This window comes from Spiribacter salinus M19-40, from assembly GCF_000319575.2.
GTDB lineage: Bacteria > Pseudomonadota > Gammaproteobacteria > Nitrococcales > Nitrococcaceae > Spiribacter > Spiribacter salinus.
In genome coordinates this window covers 46,085-63,789 of sequence record NC_021291.1, presented here as the reverse complement: position 1 = coordinate 63,789, position 17,705 = coordinate 46,085, and the positions used below count along the sequence as shown (strand labels likewise).

The 17,705-nt window shown below is 64.9% G+C and carries 15 protein-coding genes; 13 read left to right on the top strand and 2 right to left on the bottom strand.

Annotation, left to right across the window (positions count from 1 at the left end; all coding sequences use genetic code 11):
- Positions 1 to 100: 100 nt before the first annotated feature.
- From SPISAL_RS00270 to moeA, 9 genes are read left to right on the top strand one after another with little or no spacing between them, the layout of a single operon-like run.
- Complete coding sequence (locus SPISAL_RS00270) at positions 101 to 508, top strand: hypothetical protein (RefSeq protein WP_016352463.1); 408 nt, start codon at positions 101 to 103, stop codon at positions 506 to 508.
- Positions 498 to 1,628 (top strand): DNA-processing protein DprA, encoded by a 1,131-nt coding sequence (gene dprA / locus SPISAL_RS00265; RefSeq protein ID WP_016352462.1) that lies wholly within the window; start codon positions 498 to 500, stop codon positions 1,626 to 1,628. Before SPISAL_RS00270 ends, dprA begins: the two co-directional genes overlap by 11 nt.
- A complete protein-coding gene (locus SPISAL_RS00260; protein ID WP_016352461.1) occupies positions 1,625 to 2,098 on the top strand; it encodes a Smg family protein in 474 nt (157 codons plus the stop codon). The genes dprA and SPISAL_RS00260 overlap by 4 nt, the downstream gene beginning before the upstream one ends.
- A gap of 6 nt (positions 2,099 to 2,104) precedes the next feature.
- Positions 2,105 to 4,516 (top strand): DNA topoisomerase I, encoded by a 2,412-nt coding sequence (locus SPISAL_RS00255; RefSeq protein WP_016352460.1) that lies wholly within the window; start codon positions 2,105 to 2,107, stop codon positions 4,514 to 4,516.
- Positions 4,517 to 4,518: 2 nt separating this feature from the next.
- Positions 4,519 to 5,094, top strand: a complete 576-nt coding sequence (tsaC, locus tag SPISAL_RS00250; RefSeq protein WP_016352459.1) for an L-threonylcarbamoyladenylate synthase type 1 TsaC — start codon at positions 4,519 to 4,521, stop codon at positions 5,092 to 5,094.
- An 18-nt stretch (positions 5,095 to 5,112) separates the two neighbouring features.
- On the top strand, positions 5,113 to 6,234 hold the full coding sequence (locus SPISAL_RS00245; RefSeq protein ID WP_016352458.1) for a WD40/YVTN/BNR-like repeat-containing protein: 1,122 nt from the start codon (positions 5,113 to 5,115) through the stop codon (positions 6,232 to 6,234).
- On the top strand, positions 6,231 to 7,004 hold the full coding sequence (gene yqeC / locus SPISAL_RS00240) for a selenium cofactor biosynthesis protein YqeC (RefSeq protein ID WP_016352457.1): 774 nt from the start codon (positions 6,231 to 6,233) through the stop codon (positions 7,002 to 7,004). The genes SPISAL_RS00245 and yqeC overlap by 4 nt, the downstream gene beginning before the upstream one ends.
- A 6-nt stretch (positions 7,005 to 7,010) precedes the next feature.
- Positions 7,011 to 7,289, top strand: a complete 279-nt coding sequence (locus tag SPISAL_RS00235; protein ID WP_016352456.1) for a MoaD/ThiS family protein — start codon at positions 7,011 to 7,013, stop codon at positions 7,287 to 7,289.
- A 4-nt stretch (positions 7,290 to 7,293) separates the two neighbouring features.
- A complete protein-coding gene (gene moeA, locus SPISAL_RS00230; RefSeq protein WP_016352455.1) occupies positions 7,294 to 9,105 on the top strand; it encodes a molybdopterin molybdotransferase MoeA in 1,812 nt (603 codons plus the stop codon).
- A 21-nt stretch (positions 9,106 to 9,126) separates the two neighbouring features.
- Here moeA and moaA read toward each other — a convergent pair whose 3' ends face one another.
- Together moaA and SPISAL_RS00220 are read right to left on the bottom strand one after the other, a co-directional pair.
- Complete coding sequence (moaA, locus tag SPISAL_RS00225) at positions 9,127 to 10,149, bottom strand: GTP 3',8-cyclase MoaA (RefSeq protein ID WP_016352454.1); 1,023 nt, start codon at positions 10,147 to 10,149, stop codon at positions 9,127 to 9,129.
- A gap of 3 nt (positions 10,150 to 10,152) precedes the next feature.
- Complete coding sequence (locus tag SPISAL_RS00220; protein ID WP_016352453.1) at positions 10,153 to 10,587, bottom strand: molybdenum cofactor biosynthesis protein MoaE; 435 nt, start codon at positions 10,585 to 10,587, stop codon at positions 10,153 to 10,155.
- A 131-nt stretch (positions 10,588 to 10,718) separates the two neighbouring features.
- On the opposite strand from SPISAL_RS00220, the gene hemF reads away from it, so the two are divergent.
- The 4 genes from hemF (at position 10,719) to lpdA (ending at position 17,704) form a co-directional block, all read left to right on the top strand.
- A complete protein-coding gene (hemF, locus tag SPISAL_RS00215) occupies positions 10,719 to 11,624 on the top strand; it encodes an oxygen-dependent coproporphyrinogen oxidase (protein ID WP_016352452.1) in 906 nt (301 codons plus the stop codon).
- A gap of 236 nt (positions 11,625 to 11,860) precedes the next feature.
- Positions 11,861 to 14,530, top strand: a complete 2,670-nt coding sequence (gene aceE / locus SPISAL_RS00210; protein ID WP_016352451.1) for a pyruvate dehydrogenase (acetyl-transferring), homodimeric type — start codon at positions 11,861 to 11,863, stop codon at positions 14,528 to 14,530.
- A 19-nt stretch (positions 14,531 to 14,549) separates the two neighbouring features.
- Positions 14,550 to 15,914: a dihydrolipoyllysine-residue acetyltransferase gene (aceF, locus tag SPISAL_RS00205; protein WP_390622285.1), complete on the top strand. Its 1,365-nt coding sequence runs from the start codon at positions 14,550 to 14,552 to the stop codon at positions 15,912 to 15,914.
- Between the two features lie 20 nt (positions 15,915 to 15,934).
- Positions 15,935 to 17,704: a dihydrolipoyl dehydrogenase gene (gene lpdA, locus SPISAL_RS00200; RefSeq protein WP_016352449.1), complete on the top strand. Its 1,770-nt coding sequence runs from the start codon at positions 15,935 to 15,937 to the stop codon at positions 17,702 to 17,704.
- Position 17,705: the final 1 nt, after the last annotated feature.

Here is a 17,705-nt window from a genome sequence, read left to right as displayed (position 1 = left end):
GGGTCGCGGCTTGCGACCTCAATTAACGTCTTTCGTCCCTGAATTATACCGAATGCCGGTAATCACCGGCCAGTCAGTCAATGAAAGCCCAGGAGGTGCCATGACCCGACGCGACCGCCGCCGACCATCCACCCTGAGCGCGGTCGGGCTGTGCCTGCTGCTGGCTTGGCTAACACCGCCCAGCCCGGCCGCCGAGCTTGGCGCGGTGGTGCACTTTTCCAGCCAGTCGACACTGCCGCGCGTGCTCGGTGGCACCGACAACCGCGTGCTGCTGGGCCCCGGTGATACCTTTCTGGCCGATGGCCTCGAGGGTCGGGATGCCCGGCGTTATCATGTCCTGCGACCCGATCCCACCGCCGCCAGCCAAACGGCCCGGGTGCTCGGCGAGGCCGTTGTGATTGAAACCCGGCGCCCGGCCATACTCCGTATCCAACGCGCCGACCGGGAGATCCGCCCGGGGGACTACCTGGTGGCCGACACAGGAGCAGACCATCCGCATGATGACTGAGGCCGCCTTGCGTGACTGGCTGACCGTCTGGCGACTGGAGGGCGTCGGGCCCGGGGTTTATCGCCAGATACTCGACGCCTACGAAACGCCCAGCGCCTTTCTGGCGGCAAGCCAGGCCGATCGTCGCCACCACGGCATACCTCCCAAAGTCGTCCAGGCCGCCAGCGATGCGCATCGCCTCAACTCAGGCGTGGACGCCGATCTGCGCTGGCTGGACGCCGAGGACAACCGCTACTTGCTCACCCAGACAGACCCGCGCTACCCGGACGCGCTGCGCGCCATTCCCGACCCGCCCCCCGTGCTGTTTGTGCGGGGCGATCTGGCGTGCCTGAGCGCACCTCAGTTGGGTATCGTCGGTTCACGTCATGCCACGCCCGGCGGCCTGCACAGCGCCGCCGACTTCTCCGCGCATCTGGCGGCCGCCGGGCTGGTGATCACCAGTGGCCTTGCCCTGGGGATTGATGCCGAGGCGCATCAAGGTGCATTGGCAGCGGGCGGGCAAACGATCGGGGTGATGGCCACCGGCCCGGATCGGCTCTATCCGCGTGAGCACGAGGCGCTGGCCCGGGAGATTGTCGATAACGGCGCGCTGATCACCGAAATGGCGACGGGCACGCCCGTCAAACGCGGCCTGTTCCCACGACGTAACCGCCTGATCAGCGGCCTGGCGCTCGGTGTGCTCGTTGTGGAAGCCAGTGCCAAGAGCGGCGCGATGAATACCGCTCACACCGCCCTGGAACACAATCGTGAGGTCATGGCCATCCCGGGGTCGATTCACAACCCGGTGGCTCGCGGCTGCCATCGGCTCATCCGGGAAGGCGCGCGATTGGTGGAAACCGCCGAGGATGTGATCGAAGAACTTCGGGGTCTGACCGGACCGCTCAACCCCACCGCCACCAAGCCGGCACCAGACACGTCAGAAGACCCCCTCGATGCGGACTATCACGCGGTTCTGGCGCGCATGGGATACGATCCGGTGCGCTTTGACTGGCTCGCCGAGCAACTCGCGTTGACGCCCGATATCCTTTCCTCCATGCTCCTGAGCCTAGAACTGAAGGGCCTCGTAAAGCCCTGCCACGGTGGTCGATACATGAGAACTGACAATCGGACAGGCGGATGAAAGAAAACGTTTTCGACATCCTGATGTACCTGTTCGAGCACTACTTTCAGGACACTGTCGACATTGACCCCGATCGCGGTCAGATCGAAGCCGATCTGCTCGAAGCCGGGTTCACCCGAACCGAAATCCAGAAGGCGCTCACCTGGATCGATGAGCTCGCCCAGAGCCGTGAGTTGCCTGCGGGCAGCGACCACCCCACCGCGATGCGGATTTTCACACCGGCCGAGGCGGCCCGTCTCGATACCGATTGCCGCGGCTTTCTGCTGTTTCTGGAACAGGGCGGCATCCTGACCCCGACCAATCGGGAAGTGGTGATCGACCGGCTCATGGCCCTGGATGATGGCGACATCGACCTCGAGGTCCTCAAATGGGTCGTCCTGATGGTGCTGTTCAGCCGGCCGGGTCAGGAAGAGGCCTGTGCCTGGATGGAGAATCTGCTGTTCGACAGCCCCCAACGCCTCACGCACTGAGACATCATGGCCAGCAAGCTCGTCATCGTGGAGTCGCCCGCCAAGGCGAAAACCATCAACAAGTACCTCGGCAGTGACTTCGAAGTCATGGCCTCCTACGGCCATGTGCGAGACCTCGTCGCCAAAGAAGGGGCCGTGGACACGGCCCATGACTTCGAGATGCATTACGCGGTGGTCGAGCGCAACGCCAAACACGTGGACGCCATTGCCAAGGCCACCCGCAAGGCCGACGCGGTATATCTGGCAACAGACCCCGATCGCGAGGGCGAGGCCATTTCCTGGCACCTCCATGAGCTGCTGCGCGAGCGCAACGTACTGGACGATAAGCCCGTCCATCGCGTGGTGTTCTACGAAATCACCAAGAGCGCCATCCAGGAGGCCATTGAGCATCCCCGCGGTCTGTCGAGTGACCTCGTGAATGCCCAGCAGGCCCGGCGGGCGCTGGACTATCTCGTCGGCTTCAACCTCTCGCCGCTGCTCTGGCGCAAGATCACGAGCGGGCTATCCGCCGGCCGCGTGCAATCGCCGGCCTTGCGCATGATTGTGGAGCGTGAGCAGGAGATTGAGGCGTTTGTGCCCCAGGAATACTGGAGCGTGGAGGCCGACCTCACGCGGGAGAATCAGCCCTTTGTGGGCCGTCTCCAGCAGCTCGAGGGCGCGAAGGTCGAGCAGTTCACCATTACGAATGGCGACACGGCCGAATCGGCCACGCGGCGCATCCTGACCGCCGCTGGCGCCAGCGCCGATACACCCCTTGGTGAGCCCCTGTCCGAACAGGGACAGGGTGAGCTTTCGGTCACGCGCGTTGAGAAAAAGCAGCGCCGTCGCAACCCCTCGGCCCCGTTCATTACCTCGACACTGCAACAGGAAGCCTCCCGCAAGCTGCGCTTTTCCGCACAACAGACCATGCGCATCGCCCAGCAGCTGTATGAGGGTGTGGATGTCGGTAACGGCACCGTCGGCCTGATTACTTACATGCGAACCGACTCGGTCAACCTCTCGCAGGAGTCCATTCAGGGGCTGCGCGCCGTGATCGCGGAGCGCTTTGGCAACGAGAAGCTACCGGACCAGCCACACCAGTATCGGACCCGCGCAAAAAACGCCCAGGAGGCCCACGAAGGCATCCGGCCGACTGATCCGAGCCGGCGTCCCGAGCAGATCAAAAGCTACCTCTCCGAGGATCAGTTCCGACTCTACGATCTGGTCTGGAAGCGCACGGTGGCCTGTCAGATGATTCACGCCACGATCGATACGGTGTCCGTAGACCTCGCGGCCGGTGAGGTGGCGCTGTTCCGCGCGAGCGGCTCCACCGTGCGTGATCCGGGCTTTATGGCGGTGTATCAGGAGGGCCAGGACGACAGCACGGCGGATGCCAACGACAAGCTCCTGCCACCGCTCGCCGAAGGCGACCGCGTGCCGCTGCTCGCCCTGCGTCCTGAACAGCATTTCACGGAGCCGCCGCCGCGCTACTCCGAGGCCAGTCTTGTGCGCGCGCTTGAGGAGTACGGCATTGGTCGGCCGTCCACTTACGCGGCCATCATTTCCACGCTCCAAGCGCGGAATTATGCCGAGCTGGACAACCGTCGGTTCAAGCCAACCGACACCGGGCGGGTCGTTACGAAATTCCTGACCGAGCATTTCGATCGCTACGTCGATTACGAATTCACCGCGCGCCTGGAAGACCGACTCGACTCGGTGGCCGCCGGCGAGCGCGACTGGGTGCCGCTGCTGCGAGAATTCTGGGAGCCCTTCCACGAACGCGTTGAAGAAAAACAGCAAGTCTCCCGCGCGGATGTCATGAAAGCCCGCGAGTTGGGCACGGACCCGAAAAGCGGGCGACCCGTGGCGGCGCGACTCGGGCGCTATGGCCCGTTCGCCCAGATCGGCACCCGGGATGACGAGGAAAAGCCGAAGTTTGCGAGCCTGCGACCGGGTCAGAGCATCGAGACCATTACGCTGGATGAGGCACTCGCCTTGTTCACGCTACCGCGGGATCTCGGCACCACGCCCGATGGCCTGCCGCTCAGCGTCAACATCGGCCGCTTTGGCCCCTATGTCCGCTTCGGTGATCAGTTCGCCTCGCTCAAAAAAGACGATGACCCCTATTCCATCGACCGCGAAACCGCCTTGCAGCGTGTCGAAGAGAAAAAAGAGAACATCGCCAAGCGCACGATTCAGACATTTGATGACGGTGCACTGACGGTCATGAAAGGGCGCTTCGGGCCGTACATCACCGATGGGCGCAAACGGGCACGCGTCCCGAAGGACCGTGAGGCGGAGTCGCTAACCCGGGATGAGTGCCAGTCGCTCATCGATGAGGCCCCGGAGCCGAAGGGCCGCGGCGGCAGCAAGCGCAAGACCACGTCGGGCAGCTCCGCCTCGGGCAAAGGCGGCCGCAAGCGATCATCCGGCAGCTGAGCATGGCCGGGCCATCGCCGCGACTGCGTCGCATCCGCGATCAAGTTCTCGCCGGCGGTCTTGGCGCGTATCCCACCGAAGGCGTTTACGGGCTCGGCTGCGACCCCCTCAACGAAGACGCTCTGGCCCGATTGATTGCACTGAAAGGGCGCGGCACCGAAAAAGGCCTGATCGTTATCGCCGCCCATCCGGGTCAGCTCGAGGGACTGGTTGAGTGGCCCAATGACCCCGCGGCTCGATCGGCAATCCTGGCGAGCTGGCCCGGACCAGTGACCTGGGTCATGCCCGCCGCACCGACGCTGCCCGCGCTGCTGACCGGTGGGCGGGATACGATTGCCGTGCGCGTCACGGCCCATCGCCCCGTCATCGAACTCTGCACCGCGGCCGGTATGGCGCTGGTATCCACCAGTGCGAACGCCAGTGGTCGGCCCGCCTGTCGACGGCCATGGCAAGTCCAGCGGCACTTTGGTCGCCGCCTGGACTGGCAGCTCCCCGGGCCACTTGGCGGGCAGCGCGGGCCCTCCGAAATCAGAGAGGCCGGCACCGGACGGATCCTTCGCCCGGCGGCAGGCCCCTAAACGGCGCCAGCGCACCAGATGACCCAGCGCAGCCCCTCTACGCCCCATGTGGCCGTTCTCATCGGCACTCGCAAGGGGCTGTTCATTGCCCGCAGCGACGCGCATCGAACCCATTGGGCGATCGACGGGCCGCACATGCCCGGCTATGAAATCCAGTCGGCTCTGCTGGACCCCCGTCAGCCAACCCGAGGTTGGGCAGCGGCCCACCACCCGGTGTGGGGCGTGCACCTCTACGAAACGAGCGACGCGGGCAAAACCTGGACGCCGCTGGACGAGGTCCCGCGGCACGGTGCCGATGATGGCCCCGATAGCCTGCAAATGATCTGGAGCCTTGCGCCGGGACCCGCCGATCAGCCCGGCCGCCTGCTGGCCGGTATCGAGCCACCGGGGCTGTTTATCAGCGACGATGGCGGCCGCGCCTGGCGGCCCCTGTCAGGCTTTAACGCCCACCCGGACCGCATCCACTGGTCGCCGGCCAAAGGCGGCCTGGCCGTGCACTCGGTCCAGGTCGATCCCCAGAACCCGCAACGATGCTACGCCGCCCTGTCTGCGGGCGGCGTTTATCGCTCGGACGATACCGGTGTCACCTGGCGAGCCTTGAATCAAGGCATCCGCGCCCCGTACCTCGCTGGCGCCCAACCCCACTGCGGTCATTGCGTCCACCGCCTGCTCGTTCATCCGGCACGCGCCGGACGTTGCTATCAGCAAAGCCATCACGGCCTGTACATGAGCGACGATGGAGGTGAGCACTGGCACGAGATCAGCGCGGGTCTGCCCAGCGACTTTGGCTACGCCCTGGCAACTGATCCACACGACCCCGATGTGATTGTCTGCGTGCCAGAGGACAGTAGCCAGTTCCGCGCCACCGTCGATGGCCGCTTGCGGGTCTATCGAAGCCGCGATGCCGGCGCGCACTGGGAGGCGCTGACCAACGGGCTGCCGCAAGAAAACGTGTTCGTCACCGTATTCCGCGATGGCCTCGAGAGTGACGGCCTTGACCCGCTTGGCCTTTACCTGGGCACCACCAGCGGGCATTTGTTCGCGAGCGCGGATGGCGGCGATCATTGGACGTCCCTGGCCGGCTACCTGCCCGGCATCCTGTGTGTGCGGGCCACGGTGATGGAGCGGACCGACCGATGAGCGATGCCTTGATCGATGCCCTGGGCGCCCGCGCCGGTATCGTTTGTGCCGTCGGTGCCGGTGGCAAGAAATCCACGTTGTACCGCGTACTGGACACCCATCCAGGCCGAGTCGGGCTGACCGCGACCGCCATGACCAAGCCACCGCCATCGCGTTATCTCGACACTCGGCTGTTTGACGACGCCGCCGCGCTCGTCCAGACGGTACCCCGCGCCGCGGCCACCCATCGCCGGGTTGGCTTTGCGTGTCCAAGCGAAAAGTCCGGCCGCTGCGCTGGTCTGCCGCCCGCCCGCGTGGCGCATATTCATGAGGCTGCCGGCTTTGAGGTGACCCTGGTGAAAGCGGATGGTGCGCGCATGCGCGGCATCAAGGCACCGCGAAGCAATGAGCCACTGATCGTGCCCGGCACCCGGACCGTCATTTTTGTGGTGTCGGCGGCCGTGATCGGCCAACCCCTCAACGAGCGCATTGCGCATCGCGTGCCGGAACTCACGCAGCTACTGGGCCTGACTCCAGGTGACACCGTGTGTGCCGAGCACGTCGGTCACCTCCTCAGCGACCCGGCAGGCGCCGCGCAACACATCGGCCAGGCCACACTGATCGGGCTGATCAATCAGGTCGACGGTGATGCGCAGCGCACGCTCGCCCGGCAGGCGGCGCGGCAGGCCATGGCAGGCGCGTGCCCACCCGCCCGCGTAGTGCTGAGCGCCATGACGGCATCCGAGCCGCTGGTTGACGTTGTCGAGTCAGCCCGGAACGCGGCAGACTAATCGGTTATGAGCACGATTCAAGTGGAACTGCCGGCCGCACTGCAACCGCTGGCCGATGGCGCTGCCGTGATGGCGCTGGACGGGACGTCGGTCGGCGATGCGCTGGCAGCGCTCCAGGCCCGTCATCTGGCGGTTGGTCAGCGTATCCTGACGCGAGGCGGCGCCCTGCGCGAGCACGTGAATATCTTCCTGGATGAGGATGATGTGCGCGCCCTTGCCGGCCTCGAGACACCGCTTGCCGGCTACCGGCGTATGACGATTGTGCCCTCGGTGGCGGGCGGCTAGGCCGATGACCGATGCACTGGCTGCCATCATCCTGGCCGGCGGCCGCGCCACCCGAATGGATGGCCGGGATAAAGGCCTCATCCCGCTCGCCGGCCGGCCGATGATTGCCCATGTGATCGATGCCGTTCGCCCCCAGGTGGACGCACTGGCGATCAACGCCAACCGTAGCCTGGATGCCTACGCCGCGCTCGGCCTGCGCGTGCTGCAAGATCAGCTGGCCGACTATCCCGGTCCGCTCGCCGGGATGGCCGCTGGACTGGCCTGGTGTCCAGCCGAGTGTTTGCTCACGCTGCCCTGTGACGGCCCGCGCGTCCCCGCGGATCTGGCTGAGCGCCTGCAGGCTGCGCTTGGTGATGGCGATGTCGCGGTTGCCCATGACGGCGAGCGCCTCCAGCCTGTGCATGCCCTGCTGCGCCGCCGCTGTTTGCCGAGCCTCGAGGCCTTTCTGGCTGACGGCGGCCGCAAGATCGACCAGTGGTATGCCACGCTGGATACCCGGACAGCCGACCTGTCAGACCGCCAGGATCTGTTCGTGAACGTCAACACACCCGAGCAACTCGCCGCCATGACCGATGCCGTTACCCCACCTGAATGCGGCCACGACAGCCCATCGCTTCCTTTGGCCGAGGCATTGGCGCGGGTGATGGCGGCACTCGAGCCCATCACCGGTCGCCAGCAGCTGGCGCTGCGCAGCGCGCTTGATCGCGTCCTCGCCGAGCCGATCACTGCCAGCGAACCCGTGCCGGCACACGACAACGCCGCCATGGACGGGTACGCCATCTCTAACGGGTCGCCGCGAGAGGCCACGCTCGTCTGTGTTGGCTCGGCATTCGCCGGGCACCCTTATACCGGCTATCTCGCGCCCGGGGAGTGCGTGCGCATCATGACGGGCGGCGTTGTCCCAGCCGGCACCGAGGCCGTGGTCATGCAGGAGCATGTCGAGGCGACGGACACGGACATTCAGGTCACGCACTGGCCAGCGCCGGGTGAGAACATCCGCCGGGCCGGAGAAGACCTGGAAGCGGGCGCCGTCGTCCTGGAGGCCGGCCGGCGACTAACCGCCGCTGATCTGGGGGTCATTGCCTCCATGGGGCGCGCTGAGGTCGCGGTGCTGCGCCCACTGCGTGTGGCGTTTTTCTCCACGGGTGATGAGCTGCGCGGTCTCGGCCAGCCCCTGGGGCCCGGTGAAATTTACGACAGCAACCGCTATACCCTCTACGGCATGCTCCAGCACTTGGGCGTCGATATGCTGGATGGCGGCGTGGTCCCGGATGATCCGACCGCCTTGCAAGCCGCGCTTGCGGAGGCAGCAAGCCAGGCAGATGTCATTTTGACCTCCGGTGGGGTGTCGGTTGGCGAGGCCGATTACATGGGCGAGATTCTGCAACGTCACGGCGAGGCCCATTTCTGGAGTATTGCCATGAAACCGGGCCGGCCGCTCACCTTCGGGCGCTACGACCAGGCCTGGTATTTCGGCCTACCGGGTAATCCCGTGTCCGTGATGGCCACTTTCACCCAGGTGGTCACGCCCGCCCTGCGTCACTTGAGTGGCGAGCAGGCCGAGCCGGCACCGCGTTTTCAGATGGTCTGTCGAACCCCGCTGCGTAAAAAGCCCGGTCGCCAGGAGTTTCAGCGTGGGCGCATCGTCACGGATGCGGACGGGTCGATGCAGGTCGAGAGCGTCGGCCGGCAGGGCTCGGGCATGCTCCGATCAATGAGTGCGGCGAACTGCTTCATCGTGCTGCCAGCGGATCAGGGCGACGTTGAGCCAGGCGACTGGGTAAGTGTTGAGCCCTTTGGCCGCCCCATCCGCTAGGCGCTTGCCTCGGCGGGCCGGTCACCCGCCGATGTAGGACATCTCGATCTTGCGCGTGTCGATCGGCTTGGTCTCGTGGGTGCGCAACTCGGAGTAGCGATCGGCACGGCGGGTCCAGATCCCGGCCAGGTAGTCGTACAGCGCGGCGTCGCTGTCCCCGGCGCGCATGCGATCCCGTACCTCGTGGCCGGCACTCGCAAACAGACACGTAAACAGCTTGCCCTCGGCCGATAACCGGGCGCGGCTGCAATCCCCACAAAACGGCTGAGTCACCGAACTGATCATGCCGATCTCACCCCCGCCATCGGTGTAGCGATAGCGCGCCGCCACCTCGCCACGATAATTCGGCGCGGCGGGCTCGATGGGCCAATGGGCGCTAATCCGCTCGACCACTTCCCGGGATGGCACGACCTCATCAAGGCGCCAGCCATTGCTGTTGCCAACGTCCATGTACTCGATAAAGCGCACGATGTGCGGTGTGCCCCGAAAGTGCTCGGCCATCGCGACGATGTCGTGGTCGTTCACCCCACGTTGGACCACCATGTTGATCTTGATCGGGGCCAGCCCGGCCTGCTCCGCGTTATCAATGCCCTCAAGCACCTTGGCCACCGGAAAGCCGACGTCGTTCATTGCCTGAAAGGTCGCATCATCCATGCCATCCAGACTCACGGTGATGCGATTGAGCCCGGCCTGCTTCAGGGCCCGGGCCTTATCGAGGGTCAGCAGCGAGGCATTGGTGGTCAGGCTGATGTCCTCAATGTCCGGCACCCGCGCCAGCATGCCCACCAGCACATCGATATCGCGCCGAATGAGCGGCTCACCGCCGGTCAGGCGTAGCTTGCGTACGCCGAGCGCTGTAAACACGCCAGCGATGCGCGCGATCTCCTCAAACGTCAGCAGCGCCGCGCGGGGCATGAAGGCATGATTCGCCCCGAACAGCGCCTTCGGCATGCAGTAGCCACAGCGAAAGTTACAGCGGTCGGTCAGGGAAATACGCAGATCCCGGAGCGGTCGATCCATCTGGTCGGTGACAACGCCCGGCATATCCTATTCTCCCGCGCCGGGCAGGGTCTCGCCCTGCAAATACACTGCCGTGCCATCGCTGTAGCCCTCGCGCTTCCATACCGGCGCGGTCTTTTTCAGGGTATCGATCGCGAACCGCCCGGCCTCGAAGGCGTCGGCCCGATGGGCGGCGCGCACCACGACCACCACGCTCAGCTCGCCGACCTCGAGCTTGCCGGTGCGGTGGCGAATCACGCAGGAGAGGATGTCAAAACGTGCCATGGCCTCAGCCTCTACCTCAGCCAGGGCCTTCTCTGCCAATGGCGCGTACGCCGAGTACTCGATAGCAGTGACCGCCTTGCCATCGTGATGCTGCCGAACGGTGCCGCCAAAGACCACCAGCGCGCCGGCGTCTGGCGAGTCGGTCTCCTCGAGCAGTTTGTCGAGGGCAATTTCCGCGCTATCGACGCGCTCGGGCATTCCCGTCTCCTGATCACAACTTGGCGAGGCGGATCATTCACCGCACACTAGGGAGCGCAATCCATGTGCTGCCAACAGATCATCAAAATGCCGTCTCACCCCACGACCTGTCCAGCTTTGGTGCACCCGGTATGACCACTGTCGACACCCATGCCGTTCATGCCTACCTCCTGGATCTGCAGGATCGGATCTGCGATGGCCTGGCGGGGCTTGATGGCGCCACGTTCAGTGAAGATGGCTGGACACGCCCAGCGGGCGGCGGCGGACGCAGCCGCGTGCTGGCCGAGGGCAACGTCTTTGAGCAGGCGGGCGTCAACTTCTCCCATGTGCATGGCGCAAACCTGCCGGCGACTGCCACGGATCGGCGGCCTGAGCTGGCGGGCCGAAGTTTTCAGGCACTCGGCGTCTCACTGGTCGTCCACCCCCGCAACCCCTATGTCCCGACCTCGCACGCCAACGTCCGGTTTTTTATCGCCGAAACCGACGATGCCGAACCGATTTGGTGGTTTGGCGGCGGCTTCGATCTCACGCCGTTCTACCCGTTCGAGGCTGACTGCCGGCATTGGCACCAAGCGGCCCATGACGCTGTAGCGCCGTTTGGTGAGGATCTCTATCCGCGCTTCAAGCACTGGTGTGACGAGTACTTCTACCTGCCCCATCGCGCGGAGGCCCGTGGCATCGGCGGGCTCTTTTTCGATGACTATGACCGCGGCGGGTTCGACACGGCATTCGCCCTTATGCGCTCGGTGGGAGACGCCTACCTGCCGGCCTACGCACCGATCGTCGAGGCACGGCGGGCGACGCCCTGGGGCGATCGCGAGCGGCAATTTCAGCTGTACCGGCGCGGGCGCTATGTCGAGTTCAACCTGCTGCATGACCGTGGCACGAAATTCGGCATCCAGTCAGGCGGTCGAACCGAGTCCATCCTCATGTCCATGCCACCGCTTGCCCGCTGGGAGTACGGCTACCAGCCCGCGCCCGATAGCCCGGAGGCCCGACTCGTGCCGGATTACCTGGTCCCACGGCAGTGGCTCTGAATCGCGAATAAGCGCCGGTAACGACACCGTCACATTATTTGTGCCGCAATTTCTCAAATAACGGGGCGACACCGATCCGTCACTGGGTTAGCGTGTCGCCCCTCAGGTGTTCTGCTAACTGAATTTTTCCGCAGCGCAACAATAACCTACAGGCCTCACCCGGCTGGTCATCAGGATCAGGCAACGCTAGGCTGAGGGCAGGATAGACATCCAGGAGGTGAGCGATGGCAGCAAGAATGAAGCCCATGCCGATCCCCGGCGATCCCGATCCGCAGGAGACTCAGGAGTGGCTCGAGGCCATCGAATCCGTTCTCGAATACGAGGGACCGGAGCGGGCGCAGTTCCTGCTCGAGCAGCTCGTGGACAAGGCGAGGCGCAGCGGCGGCCAGCTCCCCTTCAAGGCGACCACGGCCTACCAGAACACGATTCCAACGCAACACGAAGCGCCGCACCCGGGCGACCGCGCCCTGGAGTCGCGCATTCGCTCCATCATCCGCTGGAACGCCATGGCCATGGTGGTCCAGGCCAACCGTGACCGCGATGGCATCGGCGGACATATCGCCTCATTCGCCTCCTCCGCCACGCTCTACGAGGTCGGCTTCAATCATTTCTGGCATGCCCCCACCGAGGATCACGGCGGCGACCTGGTGTTCATACAGGGCCACTCGGCACCTGGTATCTATGCCCGCGCCTTTCTCGAGGGCCGTCTGACCGAGGAAGATCTGCACAATTTCCGCGCGGATCTCGCCAAATCCGGTAAACCGCTGTCGTCGTACCCGCACCCCTGGCTCATGCCGGACTTCTGGCAGCTACCGACGGTCTCCATGGGCCTTGGCCCGATCATGGGCGTGTACCAGGCGCGCTTTCTCAAGTACCTCCACAACCGCGGCATCGTCGATACGTCCAACCGCAAGGTCTGGGTGTTCTGTGGTGACGGCGAAATGGATGAGCCCGAGAGCCTGGGTGCCATTGGCGTGGCCGCCCGAGAGGGCCTCGACAACCTGATTTTCGTGGTCAACTGCAACCTGCAGCGCCTCGATGGCCCGGTCCGCGGTAACGGCAAGATCATCCAGGAGCTCGAAGGGGAGTTCCGGGGTGCCGGCTGGAACGTGCTCAAGGTCATTTGGGGATCGCGCTGGGATCCATTGCTGGCCAAGGACACCCACGGCCTGCTGCGCCAGCGCATGGAAGAGGCCGTCGACGGCGAGTACCAGAACTTCAAGGCCAAGGGTGGCGCCTACACCCGCGAACATTTTTTCGGGAAGTACCCCGAGCTCAAGGCCATGGTGGCCAACATGTCCGACGAGGACATCTGGGGGCTCAACCGCGGTGGCCACGACTCGGCCAAGGTCTATAACGCCTATCGGGCGGCGACGGAACACGAAGGCCAGCCCACCGTTATCCTTGCCAAAACCGTCAAAGGCTACGGCATGGGCGAGGCTGGCGAAGGCCAGAACATCACCCACCAGCAAAAGAAGATGGCGGAAACCGCGCTCAAGGAATTCCGGGATCGTTTCCACATTCCGGTGCCCGACGAGCAGGTAGCGGATGCGCCGTTCTACAAACCCGCCGAGGATTCACCCGAGATCCAGTACCTTCGTGAGCGCCGCGAGGCGCTTGGCGGGCATTTGCCCAAGCGCGAGGTGATCTCCGAGCCGCTGGAAGTGCCTGACCTGGACGCCTTTGATGTCTTGCTCAAGGACAGCGGCGAGCGGGAGATGTCCACCACTATGGCGTTCGTGCGCGCGCTCTCGATTATCGCTCGGGACAAGGGCCTCGCCTCGCGTCTGGTCCCCATCGTGCCGGACGAGGCCCGCACGTTCGGCATGGAAGGCCTGTTCCGGCAGATCGGGATTTACGCCCCGCGGGGTCAGCTCTATGAGCCGCAGGATGCCGATCAGCTGATGTACTACCGCGAGGATCAGAAAGGCCAGATCCTGCAGGAGGGCATCAACGAAGCGGGCGCCATGTCGAGCTGGATCGCCGCAGCGACGGCCTACGCCAACCACGGCGTGGAAATGATCCCGTTCTTCGCTTACTACTCGATGTTTGGCTATCAGCGCACCGGCGATTTGTGGTGGGCCGCTGGCGACATGCAGGCCAAGGGCTTCCTGATGGGTGGCACCGCCGGGCGCACGACCCTGAACGGCGAAGGCCTGCAGCATGAGGACGGCCACAGCCACCTGATGACCGCGGCCATTCCAAACTGCGTGTCCTATGACCCGACTTTCGCCTATGAGATGGCCGTGATCATCCAGGACGGCATGAAGCGGATGTACCGGGACCAGGAGTCGGTCTTCTACTACATCACGATGATGAACGAGAACTACCACCAGCCGGCCATGCCCAAGGGTGCCGAGGACGGGATCCGCCGGGGCATGTACCTGCTGCAAAAGGGTGGCCGCGGCAAGAAACGCGTCCAGCTGATGGGCTCGGGCACCATTTTGATGGAGGTGCTCGCCGCAGCCGACTTGCTCAAGGCGGACTGGGGCATCGACAGCGATGTCTGGAGCTGCCCCTCCTTCACTGAGTTGCGGCGGGATGGCATCGACTGCGAGCGCCACAACCTGCTGCACCCCGAAGCCAAGCCGCGCACAGCCTATGTGCGGGAGTGCCTCGAGAAGCACGATGGGCCTGTCATTGCCTCCACCGACTACATGCGGGCCTTCGCCGACCAGATCCGGCCCTATCTCGACCGGCGATTCGTGGTGCTCGGCACCGACGGCTACGGGCGTTCTGACACCCGGGAGAACCTGCGCCGCTTCTTCGAAGTGGATCGCTATTACGTCACGGTCGCCGCGCTGAAGGCCCTCGCCGACGAAGGCACCATCCAGGCTGACCAGGTCAGCAAGGCGATCAAGCAGTACAACATCGATCCAGACGCCCCGAATCCGATCACGGTCTAGGGCCTCGGGCGCAGGAGGAATTTGCGTGGCAGACGTCAAGGAAATCACCGTCCCCGACATCGGCGACTTCGATGCCGTGGATGTCATTGAGGTGCTCGTCAGTGTTGGCGACACCGTTGAGGCCGAAGACTCGCTGATCACACTGGAAAGCGACAAGGCCACCATGGAGGTGCCAGCGCCATTTGCCGGCAAGATCACCGAGGTGATGATCAAGCCCGGGGACAAGGTCGCCGAGGGCACGGCCGTGGCCAAGGCCGAGGTGGCCGAAGACGGCGCGGCGGGCAGCGACGACTCGGCGGCACCGGCTGCCGACTCCGAGGAACCCGCTGGCGAGACGGCACCGGCGGCGGAGGAACCCGCGCCGTCGGCCTCGCCGGCCCCGGCTGAAGCCCCCAAGGCGGCCCCTGCGCCCGAGCCGGCGGCGCCCGCCGCAACCGAGCAGCCCGTTCATGCCGAGACGCAGCGCCTGGCCCATGCCGGCCCGTCCGTGCGGCGGTTTGCCCGGGAACTGGGGGTGCCGCTGGATCAGGTCACCGGCAGTGGCCACAAAGGCCGTATCACGCACGAGGACGTGCAGGCCTTTGTGAAGTCCGTCATGGAAGGCGGCGCGGCAGCGGCCCCGGCCGCCGGTGCCCCGGCTGGCGGATCCGGCATTCCACCAATTCCCGAGGTCGACTTCAGCCGCTTCGGCGAAGTCGAAGAAGTCGATTTGCCCCGCATCAAGCGGCTATCCGGCCCGCATCTGCATCGCAGCTGGCTCAATATCCCGCATGTCACGCAGTTCGATGAGGCGGACATCACGGAACTGGAGGCCTTCCGCAAGGCCGAGAAGGCCGCCGCCGAGAAGGCCGGGGTCAAGCTCACGCCACTCGCGTTTCTGGTCAAGGCATCCGCCCGGGCACTGACGGAATTCCCGGATTTCAACAGCTCCCTGCGCAGCGATGGCGCCGCGCTCATTCGCAAGCACTACGTCAATATCGGCGTCGCTGTGGACACCCCCCAGGGCCTGGTGGTGCCCGTGATCAAGGATGCGGACCAGAAAGGGGTGCATGCGATTGCCGCCGATCTGGGTGACCTATCGGTCAAGGCCCGCGATGGCAAACTCGGGCCCGGTGACATGCAGGGCGGAACGTTCAGTGTCTCAAGTCTGGGTGGCATTGGCGGCACCGCCTTCACCCCGATCGTGAACGCCCCAGAGGTCGCGATCCTCGGTGTGTCGAAGTCAGCCATGAAACCGGTATGGAATGGCAGCGAGTTCGCGCCTCGCCTGATGCTGCCGCTCAGCCTGTCTTACGATCATCGCGTGATCGACGGTGCGTCTGCCGCCCGCTTCACCGCCTATCTGGCCGGTGTGCTCGGCGATCTGCGCCGGCTCATTCTCTAACGCCTCAAGGACTGCGCCCCATGTCAGAAGCCAAGGAAATCCGCGTCCCCGATATTGGCGACTTTGACGCCGTCGAAATCATTGAGGTCCTGGTCAGCCCCGGAGATCCGATCGAGGCTGAGGCCTCGCTGATCACGCTGGAGAGCGACAAGGCCACCATGGAGGTGCCGGCCCCGTTCGACGGCACCATCGAGTCGATCAGCGTCAGCGTCGGTGACAAGGTGGCCGAGGGCGATGTCATCGGTACCGCCCAACCCGCTGAAGCGGCGGCGGAAACCGCGGCCGAGGCGGCGCCCGCTGAGAGCACGCCGGAACCCGAGACCGCCTCGACGCCGAGTGAGCCGGCGACCCAGCCTGCCGCCAGCGCGGCGCCTGCGGAAACGGACTGCGACGTGCTGGTAATCGGCGCCGGACCCGGCGGATACAGTGCCGCCTTCCGGGCCGCTGACCTTGGGCTGCGCACCATCCTGATCGAGCGGTATGCCAGCCTGGGTGGTGTTTGCCTTAACGTCGGCTGCATCCCCTCCAAGGCCCTGCTGCATGCCGCCAAGGTGATCGATGAGGCCGAGTTCTTCGCTGATCACGGCATTCAGTTCGGCAAGCCGGAGATCAACCTCGAGAAGCTCGAGTCATGGAAATCCAGCGTGGTCGGCAAGCTCACCGGCGGGCTCGTCGGCCTGGCCAAGCAACGCCAGGTGGAGGTGGTCACCGGCGCCGCACAGTTCGTCGATGACCACCATGTGCGCGTGGCAACGGCGGATGGCGAGCGCACGATCAGCTTTAAAAACGGCATCATTGCCGCGGGCTCCCGGCCAATCGCGCCACCGGGCTTCGACCTGGACCACCCGCGCATCATGGACTCCACCGATGCCCTGAAGCTCGAGGAAGTCCCGAAGCGCATGCTGGTGGTGGGCGGCGGCATCATCGGACTGGAAATGGCGTCGGTGTACCACGCGCTCGGCAGCGAGATTACCGTGGTCGAACTGGCCGACCGGCTGATGGCCGGCGCCGATCCGGACATCGTCAAGCCGTTCCGCAAGATCATCGACAAGCGCTATGCCAACATCTTCCTGAATACCAAGGTGGCCGGGCTCGAGGCGGACGACGACGGCGTCACCGTCAAACTCGAAGGCGACAAGGCGCCGGCCGAGGATCGCTTTGACCGGGTCCTCGTGTCGGTGGGCCGTCGGCCCAACACCGATGGGCTGAATATCGAGGCGACCGGCGTCAAACTGCAAGACAACGGCTGTATCGAGGCCGACGAGCAGATGCGCACGGCGGTGCCGCATCTCTTTGCCATCGGCGATCTGATCGGCCAACCCATGCTGGCACACAAGGCCGTTCACGAGGGCAAAGTCGCCGCCGAGGTCGCCGCCGGCGAGAAGAGTGCCTTTGATGCCCGCGTGATTCCCTCGGTGGCCTACACCGACCCCGAGGTCGCCTGGGTGGGCGTGACGCAGGAGCAGGCGAAGGCCGAGGGGATGGACGTGGACATCGGCAATTTCCCCTGGGCCGCCAATGGCCGGTCGCTGTCGCTCGGGCGTGACGAGGGCATCACCAAACTGATTTTCGAGCGAAATACCGAACGCGTCATCGGCGCGGGTATCGTCGGGCCCAACGCCGGCGACTTGATCGCCGAAGTGGGGCTGGCCATTGAGATGGGCGCCGATATGCACGACATCGGCCTGACCATTCACCCACACCCGACCATCTCGGAGACCGTGGGCATGGCTGCTGAGGCCGCCGCCGGCACATTAACGGACCTTTATATCCCCAAAAAGAAACGCTGAA